General features: G+C 52.8%; 15 protein-coding genes. 8 read left to right on the top strand and 7 right to left on the bottom strand.

What is annotated here, in order from left to right; genetic code table 11:
* The first annotated feature begins 82 nt into the window (after positions 1–82).
* Entirely contained in the window at positions 83–1,153 is a 1,071-nt protein-coding gene (locus ACO0K8_RS07155; RefSeq protein ID WP_422945964.1) for an ABC transporter ATP-binding protein, read from the top strand.
* Between the two features lie 99 nt (positions 1,154–1,252).
* Here ACO0K8_RS07155 and ACO0K8_RS07160 read toward each other — a convergent pair whose 3' ends face one another.
* Positions 1,253–3,757 carry a penicillin acylase family protein gene (locus tag ACO0K8_RS07160; protein ID WP_422945965.1) on the bottom strand — a complete coding sequence of 835 codons (2,505 nt, stop codon included), beginning with the start codon at positions 3,755–3,757 and terminating at the stop codon, positions 1,253–1,255.
* Positions 3,758–3,997: 240 nt separating this feature from the next.
* Here ACO0K8_RS07160 and ACO0K8_RS07165 point away from each other — a divergent pair, with 240 nt between their 5' ends.
* From ACO0K8_RS07165 to ACO0K8_RS07180, 4 genes are all read left to right on the top strand, one after another.
* The gene (locus tag ACO0K8_RS07165; protein ID WP_422945966.1) at positions 3,998–5,368 is read left to right on the top strand and encodes a S1 family peptidase; all 1,371 of its coding nucleotides are present in this window, start codon (positions 3,998–4,000) and stop codon (positions 5,366–5,368) included.
* Positions 5,365–6,345, top strand: a complete 981-nt coding sequence (locus tag ACO0K8_RS07170) for an FHA domain-containing protein (RefSeq protein WP_422945967.1) — start codon at positions 5,365–5,367, stop codon at positions 6,343–6,345. Before ACO0K8_RS07165 ends, ACO0K8_RS07170 begins: the two co-directional genes overlap by 4 nt.
* A 108-nt stretch (positions 6,346–6,453) precedes the next feature.
* Positions 6,454–7,062: a glutathione transferase GstA gene (gene gstA, locus ACO0K8_RS07175; protein WP_422945968.1), complete on the top strand. Its 609-nt coding sequence runs from the start codon at positions 6,454–6,456 to the stop codon at positions 7,060–7,062.
* A gap of 73 nt (positions 7,063–7,135) precedes the next feature.
* Entirely contained in the window at positions 7,136–7,519 is a 384-nt protein-coding gene (locus ACO0K8_RS07180; RefSeq protein WP_422945969.1) for a hypothetical protein, read from the top strand.
* A gap of 195 nt (positions 7,520–7,714) precedes the next feature.
* Here the strand turns inward: ACO0K8_RS07180 and ACO0K8_RS07185 are convergent, their stop codons facing one another.
* A complete protein-coding gene (locus ACO0K8_RS07185; RefSeq protein ID WP_422945970.1) occupies positions 7,715–8,176 on the bottom strand; it encodes a cache domain-containing protein in 462 nt (153 codons plus the stop codon).
* 203 nt (positions 8,177–8,379) lie between these two features.
* Positions 8,380–9,078 (bottom strand): ArsR/SmtB family transcription factor, encoded by a 699-nt coding sequence (locus tag ACO0K8_RS07190; RefSeq protein WP_422945971.1) that lies wholly within the window; start codon positions 9,076–9,078, stop codon positions 8,380–8,382.
* Positions 9,079–9,153: 75 nt separating this feature from the next.
* Between ACO0K8_RS07190 and ACO0K8_RS07195 the strand changes: the two genes are divergently transcribed.
* Together ACO0K8_RS07195 and ACO0K8_RS07200 are read left to right on the top strand one after the other, a co-directional pair.
* Positions 9,154–10,350 (top strand): cytochrome P450, encoded by a 1,197-nt coding sequence (locus ACO0K8_RS07195; protein WP_422945972.1) that lies wholly within the window; start codon positions 9,154–9,156, stop codon positions 10,348–10,350.
* 1 nt (position 10,351) lies between these two features.
* Positions 10,352–10,696: an antibiotic biosynthesis monooxygenase family protein gene (locus ACO0K8_RS07200; RefSeq protein ID WP_422945973.1), complete on the top strand. Its 345-nt coding sequence runs from the start codon at positions 10,352–10,354 to the stop codon at positions 10,694–10,696.
* A gap of 32 nt (positions 10,697–10,728) precedes the next feature.
* Here ACO0K8_RS07200 and ACO0K8_RS07205 read toward each other — a convergent pair whose 3' ends face one another.
* From ACO0K8_RS07205 to ACO0K8_RS07220, 4 genes are all read right to left on the bottom strand, one after another.
* Positions 10,729–12,015 (bottom strand): glycosyltransferase, encoded by a 1,287-nt coding sequence (locus ACO0K8_RS07205; protein WP_422945974.1) that lies wholly within the window; start codon positions 12,013–12,015, stop codon positions 10,729–10,731.
* Between the two features lie 345 nt (positions 12,016–12,360).
* A complete protein-coding gene (locus ACO0K8_RS07210) occupies positions 12,361–15,213 on the bottom strand; it encodes an ImpA family metalloprotease (protein WP_422945975.1) in 2,853 nt (950 codons plus the stop codon).
* A gap of 487 nt (positions 15,214–15,700) precedes the next feature.
* A complete protein-coding gene (locus ACO0K8_RS07215) occupies positions 15,701–16,159 on the bottom strand; it encodes an Lrp/AsnC ligand binding domain-containing protein (RefSeq protein ID WP_422945976.1) in 459 nt (152 codons plus the stop codon).
* Between the two features lie 526 nt (positions 16,160–16,685).
* Positions 16,686–17,444: a TonB family protein gene (locus tag ACO0K8_RS07220; RefSeq protein WP_422945977.1), complete on the bottom strand. Its 759-nt coding sequence runs from the start codon at positions 17,442–17,444 to the stop codon at positions 16,686–16,688.
* Positions 17,445–17,861: 417 nt separating this feature from the next.
* Here ACO0K8_RS07220 and ACO0K8_RS07225 point away from each other — a divergent pair, with 417 nt between their 5' ends.
* Positions 17,862–19,052: a serine hydrolase domain-containing protein gene (locus ACO0K8_RS07225; protein ID WP_422945978.1), complete on the top strand. Its 1,191-nt coding sequence runs from the start codon at positions 17,862–17,864 to the stop codon at positions 19,050–19,052.
* Positions 19,053–19,103: the final 51 nt, after the last annotated feature.

Genomic DNA, 19,103 nt, shown 5'->3' on the forward strand with positions numbered 1-19,103 from the left:
CTGCATCCCGATAATCGATTTTTAACATGACTAATTACAGCATCTAATTCTGTATCAATAGAAAAAATTAAGAGAGCACACCATGTCTGAATTACGCGTCAATGAATTAACTCTGGAATACGGTTCCGGTGCCACTGCCAATCCTATCCTCAAGGGCGTTTCCATGAATCTGGAGCGCGGCGAAGTGGTGGCCTTACTGGGCCCGTCCGGTAGTGGTAAAACCACCTTGTTGCGCGCCGTCGCCGGTTTGGAGACCCCAAAGACCGGCAGTATCCATATCGGCCAGCGTTCCGTATTTGATGGCGCTCAACAGCTGGAAATTCCGGCCGAACAACGCAATCTTGGTCTGGTGTTTCAATCCTATGCCTTATGGCCGCACAAGACTGTGAATGACAACGTCGGCTATGGATTAAAGCTACGCAAGATGAACGGCACTGATATTGCCGCCAAGGTCAAAGAAGTGTTGGCGCAACTTGGTCTGGGCCATCTGGGCGAGCGTTTTCCGCACCAATTGTCGGGTGGTCAGCAACAGCGGGTAGCGATAGCGCGTGCGCTGGTGTACAACCCTCCGGTGATTTTACTGGACGAGCCGCTCTCGAATCTGGATGCCAAACTGCGCGAAGAGGCGCGCGCTTTCTTGCGTGAACTGATCGTGCGCCTGAATCTGTCGGCCCTGATGGTGACACATGATCAGGGCGAGGCGATGGCGATTTCTGATCGTATCTTGTTGCTCAATAATGGAGTGATCGAACAGCAAGGCACGCCGCAAAGCATGTACGAAACACCGTCCACCCTGTTCACTGCGGAATTCATGGGGAGCAATAACCGTCTGCGCGGAAAAATCGTACAGCGTGACGGTGAGTTCGCCAGCATCGATGTGGCCGGTACCCGGCTCAAGGCGACCTTACGCGGTAAAATTGTGGGCGAGGATGCCACCGCCATTATCCGCCTGGAAAAAGTGCGCCTGTCGTCTACTCAGACCGATAATGCGATCAAACTGCCATTGACGACTTGTATGTATCTGGGCGACCGTTGGGAATGTCTGTTCGGCCATGCCGGTAGCGAAGGCAGTCTGCGCGCCTATTCCCCGTTCAAGTTGGAGCAGGGCGAGTACTGGCTGCAACTGGATGCCGATAAGCTGTGGCTGTATTAAGCCTGTAAAATTTAGCATTCCAAACTAGCCGTAACATAGCGCTTGGCGCAACCATAAAAAAACCGGATTTACTCTCCGGTTTTTTTATTGGCTAGTTCATCAATGCTGACTGATAACTACGCTGTGATAGCCAGCGTCGTTGCGGATTTCATGTTCCGAAAACGGTAATTTCAGCCAGTGTTTATGCGCATAGCGTTCGCTGGAATTGCTGTAACGCAGCGAGGCAGGATCGTCCGACAGCGAGTGGCTCAGCATGCTAAACGCTTGCACTCCATGATGCTCAAAATTGACAAGTTGCATATAGCTGTTGCCGTTGGGATTAAAGTCCATACTATAGCCACCGCGATCGAGCCTGTTATCGGAACAGGCTACCGTAAAATAGCCAGAATATTCGCAGCCACCGTATAGACCTATGCGTCTTTGATTGCGCGTCAGGTAAAGTGTTTCGGCACGGCTTGCATACATGCCGAAACCACTAGCCTGCACCCGCATTACCGCCGCTGCAAAAGCCTGTTGTAGATCAGTGCTGACCGCAGGTTTGAGATCGCGTGGCGTATGGATCGCGTCGCTGGCATCGAATTGAACTTGATACAGCTGCGCTTCAGGTATCTGCGAGGCACGACGCCAGAACTCATCCCAGACATGGGCTGCCCGCGCATCCGGATTGCCGGTATTGTCCCAAGCCCGCAAGGCGCCGCAGGCGGCACGCACGTCTACCGCCTGGCCTGCGAAATTTTGCCCGGTTTCGGGATCACTCAACAAATTGATTTGCGGCTTCGCGCAAATCAAAGCGATGGCTTGAGATTTGAACAGTTCGGCGGTTAACGCCCTGCTGTTCAGCACCATCTGTTTAAGCGTCTCCATACTCGCCTTATTTCCTGCATAGCCATCATTGCCGTCCAGCCTGCCCTGCGCCATGATGTGGCCGAGGCGGGTGCGCATAGACAGAGATTCATTACCCGTATCGCCCATGATGTCGGGGTAGCCGCTCAGCAGTTGCTTAGGATTACTACTCCAGTAACTGTCGTTCATATTGGCCACATAGTCGGCGCGCTGCAAGCTAGGCATTCTGGCAGCTCCTATTGCACCTGACTGGGCTGAGTCCGGATCGGTTTTCCAATCACAACTACTGCGCGAGCCGTCAAAAAATGGGATACGTGCCAATTGCGGAATCGCTCCTAGCATCTGGCCGATAGGCGTGGTGCAGTCTTGCGTTTGTTGCGAACTCACATTCGGTACTGCGCCAATGTCGGCATACCAGACCTTGCTGCTGCCACGCCCTATCGCTGTGGTGTTGACCCAAGGGATGGCTAACTCTTGTTTCTGGATGCGGATAAATTCGTCCAGAGAACTAGCCTGATTCCAGCGCAACCAGTTGCGAAAACTGCGGAAATTATCGGCGTTGATGTCGCGTATCGCAAACGCAGTATTGGCGTTCCAGGCCAGACCAGGATTAAGTAAGCCCAGGTTGATCATAGGACCGTATTCTGAGCGATACAAGGTACGTTTCACCTGGCCCAGACGGCCATCGGCTTGCAGCACCTCCACGTTCAATTTGACTGCCGTCATTTTTACCTTTTTGCCGTCGCGCAGATAAGCGCTGGGGTCGTCGCTGACCAAATTAAGCTCGTAGAAGCCAAACCGTCTGGCGGTCGATACGGTATGACTCCAGGCCACATGCTCGTTGTAACCTATCAGTATCACTGGCACCCCCAGAAAAGAGACGCCACTGACATTGATCTGGCCGGGGATGCTGAGCTGGGCTTGATAGAAGCGGTCGGGCCCGCGCCAATACCAGTGTGGATTACCAAACAGCAGCGGGCTGCCGGTATCGGTGGCAGCGCTGCCATAGGCGATCATATTGCTACCTACGCCATGCTTGCCGCCTACCTGCATCGCTGGCAGTTTGATGTGCTCAGGGAGTAGTTTTTGCGACAGCGATTTTTTCTGGATTGGAGTATTGCTGGTGGGTGGCTGTGCGCTGGCGATGCCGTTCAGCCAGTTGCTATAGCCGCCTGCCAGATTGGCTGCCACCATGCGGCGATAGATGTCCTCATTGTCTATAGGCCGCACCCAGGCGGCGTAACGACAGGCGCTATGTGCCGTATTGCTGCTGCTTTTTAACTGCTGCAGGTAGCGGTTATAGCCCGCCGCAAAACCGGTGATCAGTTCACGCAATTGGTTATTTTGCGCCGCCTTAGCGTTGGCAATCACGTCGGGTGAAATGATGTGCTTATGATAGAAATCAGAGTCGAGATTAGCGGCTGCTTCTAAGGTACTGCCGTTCAGCGGACCTGCCTCTGCACCCAGATAGCGTGAGCGCTCGCCACGGTAAGTGATAAAAGCATCGGCCATGGTGCAGAGATTATCTTCCGCTTGAGCGTAGCCATAACCATAGCCAAGATTGCGCCAATTATCGGCCTTGATATGTGGCACCCCCATACTGGTGCGGCGTATTTCGGCGTGATAGTGGTTTGCCTGATTCTGGCTTTGCGTAACCAAAACCTCAGTGTTTGAGTCATTGCCGCTAGCCAAGCTGGCCAATGGCCAGGCTAAGGTAATTAGCGTGCAATTTGCGACGAGCTGCATCCATCGTTTTGTCATTATGATTCCTTATTGAGTCGTCAATCTGAACAGAGTTATGGCCATGCGTGAGAAAAACTTGCCTGAGGCCCATGTGTCTAAAAAGCTAATTTAGAGCCTCATTATTGATAAATATACATTTTATTGCAATGTTTCTTTGGTAATCATTTGCGCGTTCAAATTTGCCATGCAATAGTGCAATAAAATCGAGTATGCTCTCTCTACTGATAGCATCTAGGCATCTAGTTTTTGAAAGTTTGTATGAAATTAAAACAGTTATTCCTCTTGCTGCTGTGCTTGCCATCCTGGCTGATGGCGGCCGATGTCGTCCCCGAGTTACCTGCCGCCAGCGAAGCGGACGCGACCTTAGAAAGCATACCGCTAGCACCGCCTTCTTCGGCCGCCCAAAAGTTATATTTCGCAGCCAAAAATGATCTCTTGCAAATACGCGTCTTACTCAAAAGCGGGCGCACTCAAGCCTCGGTAGGTTCAGGATTTTTGGTCGGTAGCAGCGATCTGGTGGTGACCAATTACCACGTGATGTCGCAAATTGCGCTAGAGCCTGAGGTGTATGTTGGCGAGTTCGTCGATACCAATGGCCAGCGCGGTGATGTAGAACTACTGGCGGTGGATGTACTACACGATTTGGCGGTAGTGAGAGTAAGCCGCAAGGGGACGGGCTTTTTCAAGGTGCCGGAACAGGCATCCAAATTATTTTCACTGACTCAGGGTCAATACTTGTATTCACTGGGAAACCCTCTGGATCTGGGTTTCGCGATTTCTGAAGGCTCCTACAATGGCATCATAGGCCGCGCTTTTTATGATCAGTTCATGTTCACCGGTCCTATCAATTCTGGTATGAGCGGAGGCCCGAATATCACCGCCGAGGGCAAAATTGCCGGTGTCAACGTCTCTAAGCGCCTCGATGGCGAACTGGTGAGCTTCCTGGTGCCGGCCCGCTTCGTGGTGGAGTTGCTCAATAAAGTGGCGGCACAACAAGAGCAAAAAAAGAAAACCGCGAAAGACTTTAATGCCGAGGTCGGCCAGCAATTAATCGCGCATCAAAATGTCATGGTGAACAAATTACTTGAAACCCCGCTCAGTTTGAAAGCATTGGGGCCGTATCGGGTGCCAGTCAGGGAATCGGAGCAGGTACGTTGCTGGGGCCGCTCCAATGCCAAGCCCGACGCACCGTTTGAAGTCGACCAAATGAATTGCCAGATGGAGTCGGCGATCTATGTGTCGGCCCTGATGCAGACCGGTAACATCGCGATACGCCATACCTACACCCGTAGCGAGAAACTCGATGCGATGCGCTTTTCTCGACTCATCAGCAATAGTTTCAAGAACCAGATGCCGGCCGGGAATAAGGATCAACGTTTGACGGCTGCCAGTTGCACTGAAGAGTTTGTGACAAATAAAAATTTATCGATGCGGGCAGTGTTGTGTGTGCGCGCCTACAGAAAGTTTTCCGGTCTCTATGATTTCGCCCTGTTTACCGCCAGCACCGATCAGAGCCGCATGAGTCTGCAAAGCCGTATCGATGCGCGTGGCGTCTCCTACGAAAATGGCATGCGGCTGTCGCGTCTGTTTCTCAACTCTATCAGCAATAACTCAGGGAGTAAGCCATGAAGCCCGCTTACTACATAGAAATTCTCTCGCGCAACGGTGAGGTGCTGCAGCGACACGGCCTGAGTGCTTTGCCAATACGCCTGGGGCGCGCTTATGACAATGATTTTATCCTCGATGATGTTCATACCGCCGCGCATCACGCAGTGGTCGACCTCGATGGACAAGGCCGGCTGTGTCTGATTGATCTGGGTACGCGGAATGGCCTAGTACACAAAGGTAAGCGCCATACCCAACTGGCGATCGATGGCAATTCTGTGGTGCGCCTGGGGCAAACCAATGTGCGCCTGCGTCCGACCGATTTTCAGGTCGAACAAGAAGCTTTCGATACGAACAATTATGCCTGGGAAGGTTTTCCGCCAGCCTTGACTGGTCTGCTGATGATCTGCATCTTAGGTCTGTTTGGCACTTGGTTATCCGATACTGAAAAATTTGCGCCAGTGCGCTATCTGATTGCCTTAGCGCCAATACTGGCGACTGGCTTGGTGTGGAGTGGCATGTGGGCCTTTGCCAATCGTCTGTTCGGCGGCCATGCGCGTTTTGGCCGTCATTTGTTTATCGCCGCCTGCGGTCTGATGCTGGCCGAGCTCTGGAGTTTTAGCAGTGCGTTGCTGGCCTTCGCTTTTTCATGGGAGGTGTTGACACGCTATGGTAGTCATATGTTTGTCGCTATCGCCGGCGCGACTTTGTATTTTCATCTGCTCACTATCAAACCCCGCCCGGGTCGCCGTTTGCTCATCACGGTGGCCTTGTTGTCGGGGCTAGGATCGGCCCTGGTACTGATGATGAACCATCAGCGCAATGGCCGTATGGCCGATGAGTTTTACATGAATGATTTGTTTTCTCCGGTGCTACGCCTTAGCAATAATCATAGCGTCGATGACTTCATGCTCAAGGCAGACAAGCTCAAAGCCGAGGTCGATAAGGGTCGTAAAAAAGGTCTGGATAATGCTGGCGGTGAGAGTGAGGATGTGGATTGAATCCAAATTCTTGCAGTTTCAGCAAAGCTATTTTAGCTGGAGTAAGATAGCCATCCAGGCTAGCACCTGCGCTCAATTTAATCCTAAGAACTTATTCGAGGCTCAACTATGAAACTATATTATTCCGCTGGCGCTTGTTCTTTGTCACCGCATATCGCATTGGAAGAAGCGGGTTTGAAGTATGAAGCTATTTCAGCGCCGACCAAAACCCACCAACTGCCAGACGGCAGCGATTACTACAAGATTAACCCGCTAGGCTATGTGCCTTTGCTGGTGTTAGATGATGGCAGACAGTTGCGCGAAGGCCCGGCCATCGTGCAATACATCGCCGACCAGGTGCCGGATAAAAAACTGGCACCCGCCAACGGTAGTTTTGAACGCTCCAAATTGCAAGAGTGGTTAAACTTTATCGGTACCGAAATACATAAGGGTTTCAGCCCGCTGTTTAACCCTGCGACGCCAGCTGATTACAAACCTATGGTAATGGCCAGACTGGCCGAGCGCCTGAAGTTTACCGATGGCGAACTGGCCGGTAAAACGTATCTGATGGGCGACACGTTTACGGTGGCCGATGGCTATCTGTTTACGGTGACCAACTGGGCGCAATTTGTCGGTCTGGATATATCGAGCTTCACCAATCTGTTGGCGTTCCGCGCCCGTGTCGCCGCCCGCCCGGCCGTGATCGCCGCGATGACGGCCGAGGGTTTGCTGAAGTAAGTTTGGTGTACGAAGTGCTATTGGTTTTTACTGATAGCACTGCCTGATCTCGAACAAATCCATCGTCCAAAAAATGCCCAATTACAGTAGCACTACCGTCTTATTAATGGCGATCCCTGAACTGAAATCGATAGCACCGCAGCACTATGAGGACATCCTCATTCTGGCGAAACAAGATCGTTCTGCCATACCTTGGAGCCGTTTCAGCGCATTGGCGATAGGCGGCGTTGCGGTCTATTTATGGTTTCAATTCGGCGCAGGTAGGCAATTGCAAGATGAGTCAATCTGGTTCGCCATCTTCATCAATATGGGGCTCTTTTTAATCGTCGGGAATATCGTCGAATTTTGTCTGCTGAGCATGCTCAGGGATAAGGTCGTGGCGCAATTAGCCAGAACAGACGAGTGGAAACTCATAGGCGCTAACGGTGATGCTAGTGATACGTCAAAAAATGCTTAGTCTCTGAGGCGAGAAAAATTTTTGTTGTTAGGTATTTAGAAGTTCTCAACAAACAATACGCATATTCCATGCGGCTGCTGGCGGCAAAAGGGCCTGTAAGGCGCATGGATACTGCGTTATTTAACAGATGTTTAGAGAGATAGAGAGAGGCGCTCGATTAAGCGACTATGCACCTCTTGCTGGATACTGCATAGCTTACTTAACTTTGTAGATCCCCGCCTCGAGTATCAGATCGCCATTGCGTACTAAATAAGTGGATTTGTCTTCCACGTTTTTGGTCACTGGATTATTGTAGCGATAATCTACCCATCCCTTGCCCTTGGTTTTTGCCAGTTCGATGATTTCTTTGCGGAATAATTTACCATTCGCATCCGGCAAAATTGTCATATTTTTCCCGATCAACTTGGGATTTACCGGATGCGCCAAGATCGTGCCATCGATGCCGCGTATATACAGATAAAGCTCGCCTTGGATGAAATCGGGATTTTTATTATTGATTTCTTTGATCAACGCATCTTTGCCATTTTTTTGTAGATAACTTAAACCCTTATCGACCATGGCGATCGCGTCGGCCGGGGTGTCGGCAGCGATAGCCGATGAAAACGCTGCCGTCAATATGAGCGCAATTGAGACGAGTATGAGTTGTACGTGTTTCATATTGACCTTTGAGGTGAGTTAGTTTGCCATGCGCCGATCTCGACATCGCTAGCTATTCATCATAGGATGGTGCCAGCGATTTACAATATTTTTATTTATCCTGCGGCGCTAGAACTAATTAATGTAATTTGCCTGGGCCAGATAATCCAAAATAACAGACGCAAGTCGATCTGCTTCAGCGATGAATAAGCTTAGCCGGCTACTCAGTTCAAGATTCCAAATAAATCATGCAAGGCTTTGCTACCTCGCTTGCTGATCGCCAGTGCGCGGCTATCCAGATCGCGCGTTAGCCAAGCGCGCTGCAACATCAGAGTGAGCAAGGCAGCTCCCAAGGCACCACCCAGATGCGGTTTACGCTCGCTCCAGTCCAGGCAGGAACAGGCAAAGCGCCGTCGTAATGTCAGCGCAGCGTTGACATCGACACCGATCTCTTGCAAGCCTTCTATGCCTGCTGGGCTCAAGGTATAGGCCGTGTCATCGCTTGCGCCAGGCAGTAACCAGGCGCGCGCCATCATGCAGTCGTGGATTTGCACCGCTACTGTGCCCGCCATGTGGTCGTAGCAAGTACGCGCCAGCCGCAATCGGCTGGGGGTATTCGGTACGAATCTGGGTTTAGGTAAGCCCGCCAGTGCCAGTAAGGCCTCCAACGCCGTCGCTACTTCGGCGCTCGCTAATTGGTAGTAGCGATGCTTACCCTGTGCCATCTGCTTGAGCAGATTTTCTTGTTTGAGTTTGGATAAATGCACGCTGGTAGTAGAGGGGCTGACCCCGGCCACCACCGCCAGTTCGGTGCTGGTTCTGGCGTGGCCATCCATCAGACAGCACAGGATGCGGGCGCGCGCCGGTTCGGCAATGGCGGCCGCCAGTCGGGATAGTTGGGTGTCGGCGTAGTCTGCATGCATACTTTGATGGTAAGCGAATTGTTGTAAGCGATCAAGCGCTACACTGCGTTCTAGTCTACTTCTTAAGTCCAGCAAATGTTTCCCTCAAATCCCGTCGTCGCAGTCTGCCATCCTGACCCTTATCCCTATTACCGCAGCCTGCTGGCGGGGCAGGGTTTACAGTTTGACGCAGAACTTAAGCTCTGGGTCGCCAGCCGTGCGTGTGTCGTGCAGCAAGTGCTGGAGCATCCCGCCTGCCTGGTCAGGCCGCCTGCCGAGCCGGTGCCGCGCGCCATTGCCGGCAGCAGCGCCGGGCAAGTCTTTGCCCATCTGATCCGGATGAATGAAGGCAGCGCTCATGCTGCGCCCAAGCAGGCCTTAGCCCAGGCTTTGGCGGCGCTCGATCCTGTGCACATAGCTGCCAGAGCTATGCACTTTTCCGCCTTATTGGCAGCGCGCCTTGAGCTGCAAAATGCCGCAGGTTTGAACGCCTGGATGTGTGATCTGCCGGTGTATGTGATGGCCGATCTGCTCGGTTTTGCCGAAGCTGAGTTGCCGCAACTGGCCTCGTGGATGGGCGATTTTGTGCGTTGTTTATCACCCTTGAGTAGTGCTGAGCAACTGGCCGCTGCCAGCGCTGCCGCGCAGTCGCTGCTAACGAGCTTTGCCAAATTGCTCGCCGCTACTGCGCCTGGCAATAACAGCCTGGTAAGCCAGATACAGCAAGAGGCGGCTATCGTCGGCTGGCAGACTCAAGACGCGCTACTCGCGAATCTGATCGGTCTGCTGTCGCAAACCTATGAGGCAACGGCTGGCCTGATCGCGAATAGTCTGGTGGCCTTGCTGAGCCAAAACGGCTTGCAACAACAAATGCGGCTGGCACCAGAACAAATTGGCGCGCTGCTGCAAGAGGTGTGCCGCACAGATCCACCGGTGCAAAATACCCGTCGCTTCGTGGCGCAAGCATGCACGATAGACGGCGTCGCACTGCAGGCTGGCGACGTCATCTTGCTGGTACTGGCTGCGGCTAGCAGGGATGACAGCGTAGCCCCAAATCCCGATGAATTTAGTCTGGATAGACCCACACGCCCTTTGCTTGGTTTTAGTCACGGCCGCCATATTTGCCCGGGACAAGCGCTGGCCTTGAATATTGTCGCGGCGGCCTTGCAGAGCTTGCTGGCGCTGCCTATTGCCTTAGATCCAGCCGCATTGCAGTGGTCGTATCGGCCGTCGTTGAACGGCCGCTTGCCGCTGTTCGTGCAAGCACCATCTACCCTCACAGAAAGCCACTAAGATGATTGCCGTTATTTTTGAAGTACTGCCGCATGCGGCATCCAAACAAGCCTATCTGGATATCGCCGCCTCGCTCGCGACTACCCTCAAGGAGATGGATGGCTTTATCTCGATAGAGCGTTTTCAGAGCTTGAGTGACCCGCAAAAAATTCTCTCACTATCGTTTTGGCGCGATGAAGCCGCGGTGGCGGGCTGGCGCAACCGCGACGTCCATCGGGAAGCGCAAAGCCAGGGTCGTAACATGGTGTTTCAGGATTACCGCCTGCGTATCGCCGGCGTGATCCGTGATTACGGCATGACTGAGCGTGAGCAAGCGCCGGCGGACAGCCGCAGCGTGCATGGTTAATTACTGCAATTTGGCAGCGTTGCTGCCTGCCTCTATGCTTCAATCGCAGCACACTGCTCATTGATCAGTTTAACCGCATTCGCTACCCCATTTTCTGCTTGCATGGCAAGCGCCATTTTTTTAGCTTGTCGCGCAATCTGCGGGGTGTTCAGGACGCTTAGAATTTGCTGGGCCAATTTGGTGGCTGTGAGGCTACGGCGTCTGAGCGGCTTGCCGCCTATTCCTAAGTCTTGTAATTGCTGACCCCAGAATTCTTGCTCGTCGAGGTGCGCCACCACGATCGATGGCTTGCCAGCCAGTGTGGCCGAGTGGGTGGTGCCAGCGCCGCCGTGGTGCAGCACCGCCTGGCAATGTGGAAACACCAGGTGATGCGGCGCCGCACTCACGTACAAGATATTCGCGCTGTTTGCGTAGCCACATTCTTGCCATAAACTGGCTTGAATGATGGCGCGACAGCCGGCTAGTTTGGCCGCTGCCGTGAGTAGTTGCAAGCTCTGGCTTTGACTGCCTAAGTCTTTCACCATCATACTGCCAAACGTCATGTAAACCGGTGCGTCACCAGTCTGCAGAAAAGCCCTCAAGTCCTCGGATAATTGACCTTCAAGTGCGACATTGGGCATGTCGAGAAAACCGCAGACTTGCACATGCGCTGGCCAGTCAGGCTGGCGTACCGCGATTGTAGGGCTGACGCCGATTAAAGTTAATTGTTCTGAACTCCAGACCTTGCTGAGCAGGTCGGGGCCAGCCGGCATACCTAGCTGTTGACGTAAGCGATTGGGGTATTTGCCCAGTTGCAGTTGTAGCGTGGTTTTCACTAACCACCAGCCAAATCGATTGCCCCATTGCCCGAGCGCAGGGAAACCTAGTGGCGGCAAAAATTTTGTCGCAATCAGGCTGTGCACAAACATCACCGTCATATACGGTTTTTTGGATTTTTCGGCGGCGATTTGCAAAGGATGCAGAAAAAAATGACCTATCAACAAATCAGATTCTTGGCACAGCGCTTGCGCCGCCGCAAGCATCGCCGCTTCGGCGGGTGCGAACAGTGTGCTAAAAATCAGCTTTAATTGCCTGATCGCGTTGCGGGTATTGAAAATTCTTAAAGCCGCTTGTGCGCCTTCGGCTGGATCGGCTATCACTGGCGAGGCGACCATGATGATCTTCACGCCATGCTCATTATCCATGCTTTGGTACTGCGCATGGTCGACGCAGGTAATCACTAAAGTGACCTCATGGCCCGTCGCTTGCAAGCCTTGCGCCAGCGCTAAAAACGGCCGTATGTCGCCATGGCTGCCCCAGGTTTGCATACCGATTTTCATACTGATTCCCGTGTCGTAACAAGCACCGCGACTAAGTGCGCGATGTGCTTTATTTTAACCGCTGGGGATTTGCAGTGGGAGAATGAGACGAGCTTGACAAGGATTTTTTCAGAAATTCAAAAACACTATGCGCAACATCCATGCGCCTTACAGGCCGATATCGGCTTGTGAGGTCCATGGATATTGCGCAAGGCTTCTTGGGAACTTCTAAAAGCCCTATACTCGGGCGCATCGCGGCGTTGCAACTCCTCGCAATACTGACGTATTGCTCCGGTTTGCGCCTTGCGCGGCATCCCGATTAAAGGGTTTTAGAAGTTTCCTTTTGTAATGACGGTTTTATTGTCTTTAGAACGGCCACACCGGTGTCGCCACGCCCATGTCTATTTTTTTAACAGCGGAGACTTTATCTGGCGTGACTTTATACGCGTAAAACAAGGCCGGCTCCACCGCAAAACCATAGCTGGCAACCTGTGCTGCGGCAGTCGTCGAGTAGCGTACTCCCCACAGATCGAACGTTGGACGTTGATCGCGCTGCGTGATCCAGGATAAGGCGATCAGCATATTGTCGTTGCCGTCTACCGCAGGGCGCGTGGCGTATTGGCTATAGCCTAGCTTGTCTTTATTGGCGGTCCAATCAGCCCGCGCAAACTGGCGCTGGTGCAAGTACAGCAGAGTGACGATATCCCAGCCGCGCGCCTCGTCGTTGACTCTGGCGTGCCAGTAATGTACCCATTGCATATAGAAAGCCATACGTTCGCCGTTCTGTGTGGCGTAGGCGTCCGAGCCCCAGATGCTCTGATAGCGGGCTTCCAGCGGATCGGCTTTGGTACGACCGGCATTGATCATATCGAAAACGGATTGGTATTTTACGCGGCTAGCTAATTCAGGAGCATAAGTATTTTTTTCGTGCAGCACACGCCAGTTCATCCTTAGCGGGAACAGATTATTCGACACTTCGCCGCTGCGGCCGCCATAGATATTGAGTATGCCCTGTTGCTGATTGTGACCGAGCTCGTGGCTCTCGCCCCAACCGCGCGGATTTACGCCCCAATCCTGATCGTAGGGATTGCCCGAGCAACCCGAACCGCAAGCGGCAAAATCATCCGAATTAATGTGCTGGGTTCCTGGACCGCGATGTATCACGGGGTCGGTGCAATTCCAGGCCAGGCCAGTGCAAAAAGTTTGCACTGCTGCTGGTAGGTCTAAGCCCTTCAGTGCATAGCCAGCCATACGGTAATCGCCTTCTATCAATAAATCGCGCAGCTCATCGAGATAACGGACCATATCGTTGCCATAGTCTTTTTGCAGCACGTCCTTCATCTTGGCGACCTTGGTATGGATCTCAGCACCCGGCATCTTGATTTCAGCCCAGTCGAACTGGCCGTTGTTGAGTGCGGCAATAAAGGCGGCCTTATCGCTACCGGCGCTGAGGTCAAAAAACGGATGTTGTGCGACACCGCGTAGCCGCAATTTGACGATCTGGCCGGCCGTAGCTCCGCTAAATTCGAGCTGCATGGTGCCGCCATAAGGGCTGTTCACTTGTAGCGGGCTCGCTTTCGCTAGACTGATAGCCGGGCTGGCCAGATAACGAGGACGGGTATAGGTGGTTGCGCCTAGGTAACGGGTCGAGCTAACGCGTTGCGTGTTGAGGCGCAAGGCCACCGTCGCGCTACCGGCATCGATTAATTCTATCTGCAGGGTTTTACCTGGCACGGCAAAGCGGCCGATGGCGGTAAAGCCCTGCTCGGCGGGCAGGCTGATGCTGATGGTTTCATCGCTGGCGGAGACCGGCAAAGTGGCCGCGCTTTTACTCAAGAAAGAACTCAGATCAGTTTGGGCAATGGCCAGCGGACGCACATAGGCCACCAGCGCATCGGCCACCAGCGCTTTCTGAAACTCTACAGGTTTACTAGTTTTATCGACCGGATAAACGATTTGTTTGCGTTGCACATCAGCCCACAGTGCCAACAGGCGCAAGGTAGTGGTATTCGGGGTGGCGAAAAGGTTGCGACCGCTGCGCGTGAAATCGTCGATTTGCTGACGTAGCGACTCGATTGGTGTCATCAGTTCTTTTTGCAGATCGGGCACATTGTCGCAGTTAATCGAGCCTACATAGGTGGTGCAGGCGCTCCATGCGTAGTCAGTGCGCCAGCTATTGTTGGCGATGCGGTTAATCAAAGCACGGCTGTCGGCAAACTGATCAAGCTTGGCCAGATTGTCGGCATTGCTGCGGCCGGCGGCGACCAGATCATTGCTGAAATAATTGCCGGCATAGCCGCCCAGTTGCAGACCCATGCCGCTCAGCATTTGACGTCCGGATTCGCTGTCTCCCGAAGCTCTGGTATGCAAATACAGCACAGGTTTTCCGGCACTAACCCAGGTCCGTACCGTGGCTTCCAGAGTGGCGCTAGCCGGCAAATCACCGCCCAGTATCAGCAACTGGGCAGCGGCGTTACAACTGGCATCGGCTAGCAGATCGCAAGACAGTTTAGTCGCCGTGACACCGATCTTGCTCAATCCAGCGAGACCATTGCTGGCATTGAGGCCGGCCCAGGCAATTGGCAAACTGGCGGGTAAGGTCAGGTTGGCATCGCCCTGCACCAGCCAGCTCAACAGACGTTTAAACGCTGGCGCATGGTTCAGATTGCTGTTGTTACGAAACTGCTCCAGCACATTCGCTCCATAGCCTGCGCTACGGCCCTTATTGGCGATGCTGATACTGGCCAGTGTCTGAGCTTTGTCACCGACTATCCACGGGCTAGATAACTCAGTATTGAGCGGCAATAGAAATTGACTTTGTTTGGTGGGGGCATACTCGCTGCTGACATTGGCAAGCAGGGCAGCGCTAAGTTTATTTTGCTGATCCGATAACTGCGCCAGAAAGTCGCGTGCAGCAAGCGCGATCGCGGCAGCATCTGCTGCTTTGAGGCTAGTGGCATCACCGCCACGCAAGGCCAGATCGAGCGGGCTTTCAGGGATCACGATGTTGGGCGGCAGCTCTACCGGCGGTGCTATCACTGGTGGAGTAGTGCCCGGTGTCACTGCGCCCGGCGGCGTCACCGTGCCTGCCGCACTTCCAGCCACCGGCACGTCAGGATTGCTAGACTTGTCATTGCCACTACCGCCGCCCCCGCAGGCAGAGAGTGCGCTAATGAGCGCAATAGCGAGAAATCTGAGGAGACAAGGATGTAGGCGCATAGTAGTAAGCTTGGTAATCAAGAATAGAAAGGAGTCACCGGCAAAAAACAGAGTTTATTTGCCGTAGAAAAGCTATTAGCTCATTAGGATTGACGCAAAATTGGTCCGGCTAGGCGAATACACGGACGCTGGAGCGATTTTGCGTAAGTCCTACGAATATCAACTTGGATAGGAATATTTCTGTGCCTATGCTCGGACTAGCGAGTTACATCCGATATGTTGACTTTGAGCAATCGAGGATTCTAGCCTAAGCCGATTTGGCTAAAAATCGAAAGAGTGTAAGGAGATGTAATGCCGCCTTATTTTGCAGGCGACTATGGCCAGGTGAAAGCGCATATTCCATGCGGCTGTCAGGGCGAAATTGGCTTGCAGGCCGCATAGAATATGCGTGTTGCAAGCCATGAGTAGATCGGCGAAACGCCAACATGTGGGTTCGCCAAGTTTAATTGCTAGAATATTAATGTATCTTAAAAACCACTAATGACCACTAATGAATAGGCAAGCTCGTGGTATTTTTGACTTCTTCCATCACCGCATAAGTATGGGTTTCGCGTACCCCATTGAGTTGCAGTAGCGATTTGCCTAAAAAATGGCGATAGGCGTTCATGTCCTTGACTCTGGCCTTGACCAGATAATCGAAGCCACCGGCGACCATATGGCATTCCAACACTTCCGGTACCGCCTTGACGCCGCGTTTGAAGGATTCGAATACGTCGGGCGTAGTGCGGTCTAGTACAACTTCGATAAACACCAGCAAGGCGACGTCTAACATTTGCGGATTGAGTTGCGCCGTGTACGAGAGTATGTAACCAGCCTCCTGTAACTTGCGCACCCGCTCCAGACAGGCGGCGGGCGACAGGCAGACGCGGGCCGCTAATTCCACGTTACTCATGCGGCCGTCGATTTGTAGTTCGGCCAAAATTCTTTTACTGATTTTGTCTAGCATAAGAAATTCCTTAAGGGGTTGAAGCTATGCACGCTCGCCAGGGATCGAGTCTGCGTGACAAGGAAGTGCTGAATAATGACAGGAGAGTGTGCTCCGTGTGCTGGTATCAAAAATTAAATCACAAAGATGGATGCGTTGCCGATCAGGGTATGCAACCATGCACATCAAACCGGAATCTTTAGGACTTACGCAAAACCGCCCCAGAGTCGTCGTATCCGCCTTGCCATACTAAAGTAAGTCTTCGACGGCACGCCTAGCTGGGACAATTTTGCGTAAGTCCTAATCATGTTTAACTAAGCATGAGTAACGCAATTTGCGTGCCAAGCGCTAGCGCGAGCGGGGGAGGGAAAAGTGAGAAATTACAGCGCCAACAAGTCCAAAATGAGGCATAGCGGGCAGAAATGCACTAAGAATTGGCATTCGTCTGGGATCAATGTAGCGCGCAGCCTCAGCGCGAGGCAAAAAAATAGCAGCGCCTCTAAAGGCGCTGCTATTTCAATAGCGATTTCGCTAGTGCGTGCTTGGTCTAATTCTCACGATTGAAGGCGAACTCCAAGAGCTTGGTCTGAGGACTGGAGATCGGTGCGTATTTCCATTGCAGGGCAGCGCTGATGACTTCCTGATCAAAATGTTTGGCCGGTTTGGCTTTTAAAATTTCGACCTGAGTCACCTTGCCATCGGTACTGATGTGGATGCGCGCGCTGACTACGCCCTCGGTGACGTTGGCACGTATGGCGTTTCTCGGAAAACCAGGTTGCACACTAGAGAGTAGTTTGAGTGGTGTTACCTCTGCCACGGCGGGCGCCGGCGCTGGGGTCGCGGCCGCTACCACAGCGGCGATCGGCGCAGCTTTGGGGGGCGCTTGCACGGCGGCCGAGGCGGAAACTTCTGGCGCTTTCGCTACCAGCACTGGTGCCACCGCGACAGGCTTGGCATTGCTGGCCGTTTTGCTTTCTCTGGCTTTGGCCTCTAAGGCGAGTTTGGCCTCGAGTGCCAGTTTGGCTTCTTTGGCGTCTTTTGCCAGTTTTTCTTCTTTGGCGATATCCGCCGCAGTCTTAGTCGAGAATTGATCGAGGTATTGACCTACGTCCTTATTCTTATCAACTTGACGGACTGCGGCCTTGACCAATCCTGTAGGTTTGTCGCTGATGGCGACGGCTGGGGCTTCGGTGTTTACTTCTGGTTCAGGCGTTTTCTGGCAAGCGCTGAGCAGCGTCGCAGAGCAAATGACAGTGGATAGCAATACAGAAAATTTTCTCATTTCGTTTTGATGCGCCTGACTCATATCGTTCCCAGTTAAAAAAACAATTTTAATAGCATTTGACATTCGCTTTTCCATCACAGCTTGCGTTCGCATGGTGCATCAAATCTTTACCGCTTGCAAGTATTAATACGTAGATATTTATGTATTGCAGCTGCACTAACTGATGCGCTTCTAAGTCGCTCTGCTAAGTTCAAAAGCGGATAACAGATTGCCTGTAATCGAACACAAATTTTTAGCAAAAATTCCAGAAAAAACATAGCAAAAATTGTGCCAATCAATTTGCACCAAAAACTTGCGTGGCAGAGGCTCGGCGGTTTGTCTACGTGTCTGCGTGTCTGAGCATCACCAGTAGGCGTAGCGACAATGAGGTCGGGCTCAGACTTACGCAATTGGATGCTAGCAGTTAAAATGTGATCTTTCTGCCTTGAGTTTTTCACCATGATATCGCCTAGTAGCCACGACTTTAGTGTGATCCGACCTGCGCTGCAAAGCTATGTTGATCGACAAATTCTGGCGGGCGTCTCGTCAGCCATACTGCATGGGCAAGAGCTGCTCTACCTCGATTGCCTCGGTGATGCCGATATCGAAAACCAGATTGCCTTGCGTCCCGATCATTTGTTTCGGGTGTTCTCGAATACCAAACTGATTACCTCTATGGCAGTGCTATTGCTGATGGATCAGGGAAAATTGCGCTTGGAGGATGCGGTCGACATCTATCTGCCGCAACTGGCTAAGCGCCAGGTACTGCGCCCCGGCACCACGGATATTCATGACACCGAGCCGGCCAAAAGCGCGATCACGATACGCCACTTACTGACGCATACTTCGGGACTCAGTTACGGCTGGCTGGATCATGGCACGACCATTTATAAAGCCTATGTAGAACACAATGTGTTTAACGCCTTTACGCCTTTATCGCATCTGCTCGATCTGCTGGAAGATCTGCCCCTGGCTTTTCAGCCGGGCAGTTCTTGGGAATATTCGATCGCCAGCGATGTGCTGGCACGTCTGGTGGAAGTGATTAGTGGTGAGAGTTTTGATCTGTTTATCCGCCGCCATATCTTTGTGCCGCTCGCCATGCATGACACCGGTTTCGTGGTGCCTGAGTCTGAGCGCGAACGACTGACTGCCTATTACTCGGGCAGCGACCCGACTAATCGGCTCAAGCGCGGTCTGAAGCGGCGCGACGATGCGCCCTATCCCGGAGCCTATCTGACGCCGGTGCCGCGCCTCTCCGGTGGCGGTGGCTTAGTCTCTAGCCTGCCCGATATGCTGGCGCTGCTACGGTGCCTTATGCCCGGTGGTAGACAGTTGCTCAAACCTACGACGATCGCCATGATGATGCAGAATCAGCTGCCCGACGGCATGGGCATCTCCTTCCCTAGCGTTGGTTATTTGCCGAACAAGGGCTTTGGTTTTGGCGGCGCGGTGATTTTGCAGCCGGGCTTAGCAGATCCGGCAGGGTCTGCCGGAGAATTTGAATGGGGTGGAATCGCCGGCACGCATTGGTGGATTTCGCCGCGCCACAACATCGCCGGAGTGCTGATGGCGCAGCGTCAAATGAGTTTCTGGCACCCGTTTTCTTTCGAATTTAAGAAGCTAGCGTATCAGTGCATGGGCATTACTTGAGGGCAGGAATAGAGTAAATTCCAAAAGTGCTTGCGCATAGTGGATGCGCCT

Origin of the sequence: Undibacterium sp. Ren11W (assembly GCF_049340485.1) — a bacterium.
Lineage (GTDB): Bacteria > Pseudomonadota > Gammaproteobacteria > Burkholderiales > Burkholderiaceae_D > Undibacterium.

Bases quoted from the DNA above. Each gene is read 5' to 3' on its own strand.
- ACO0K8_RS07155 (WP_422945964.1), top strand. From the start codon at position 83: ATGTCTGAATTACGCGTCAATGAATTAACTCTGGAATACGGTTCCGGT.
- ACO0K8_RS07160 (WP_422945965.1), bottom strand. From the start codon at position 3,757: ATGACAAAACGATGGATGCAGCTCGTCGCAAATTGCACGCTAATTACC.
- ACO0K8_RS07165 (WP_422945966.1), top strand. From the start codon at position 3,998: ATGAAATTAAAACAGTTATTCCTCTTGCTGCTGTGCTTGCCATCCTGG.
- ACO0K8_RS07170 (WP_422945967.1), top strand. From the start codon at position 5,365: ATGAAGCCCGCTTACTACATAGAAATTCTCTCGCGCAACGGTGAGGTG.
- gstA (WP_422945968.1), top strand. From the start codon at position 6,454: ATGAAACTATATTATTCCGCTGGCGCTTGTTCTTTGTCACCGCATATC.
- ACO0K8_RS07180 (WP_422945969.1), top strand. From the start codon at position 7,136: ATGCCCAATTACAGTAGCACTACCGTCTTATTAATGGCGATCCCTGAA.
- ACO0K8_RS07185 (WP_422945970.1), bottom strand. From the start codon at position 8,176: ATGAAACACGTACAACTCATACTCGTCTCAATTGCGCTCATATTGACG.
- ACO0K8_RS07190 (WP_422945971.1), bottom strand. From the start codon at position 9,078: ATGCATGCAGACTACGCCGACACCCAACTATCCCGACTGGCGGCCGCC.
- ACO0K8_RS07195 (WP_422945972.1), top strand. From the start codon at position 9,154: ATGTTTCCCTCAAATCCCGTCGTCGCAGTCTGCCATCCTGACCCTTAT.
- ACO0K8_RS07200 (WP_422945973.1), top strand. From the start codon at position 10,352: ATGATTGCCGTTATTTTTGAAGTACTGCCGCATGCGGCATCCAAACAA.
- ACO0K8_RS07205 (WP_422945974.1), bottom strand. From the start codon at position 12,015: ATGAAAATCGGTATGCAAACCTGGGGCAGCCATGGCGACATACGGCCG.
- ACO0K8_RS07210 (WP_422945975.1), bottom strand. From the start codon at position 15,213: ATGCGCCTACATCCTTGTCTCCTCAGATTTCTCGCTATTGCGCTCATT.
- ACO0K8_RS07215 (WP_422945976.1), bottom strand. From the start codon at position 16,159: ATGCTAGACAAAATCAGTAAAAGAATTTTGGCCGAACTACAAATCGAC.
- ACO0K8_RS07220 (WP_422945977.1), bottom strand. From the start codon at position 17,444: ATGAGTCAGGCGCATCAAAACGAAATGAGAAAATTTTCTGTATTGCTA.
- ACO0K8_RS07225 (WP_422945978.1), top strand. From the start codon at position 17,862: ATGATATCGCCTAGTAGCCACGACTTTAGTGTGATCCGACCTGCGCTG.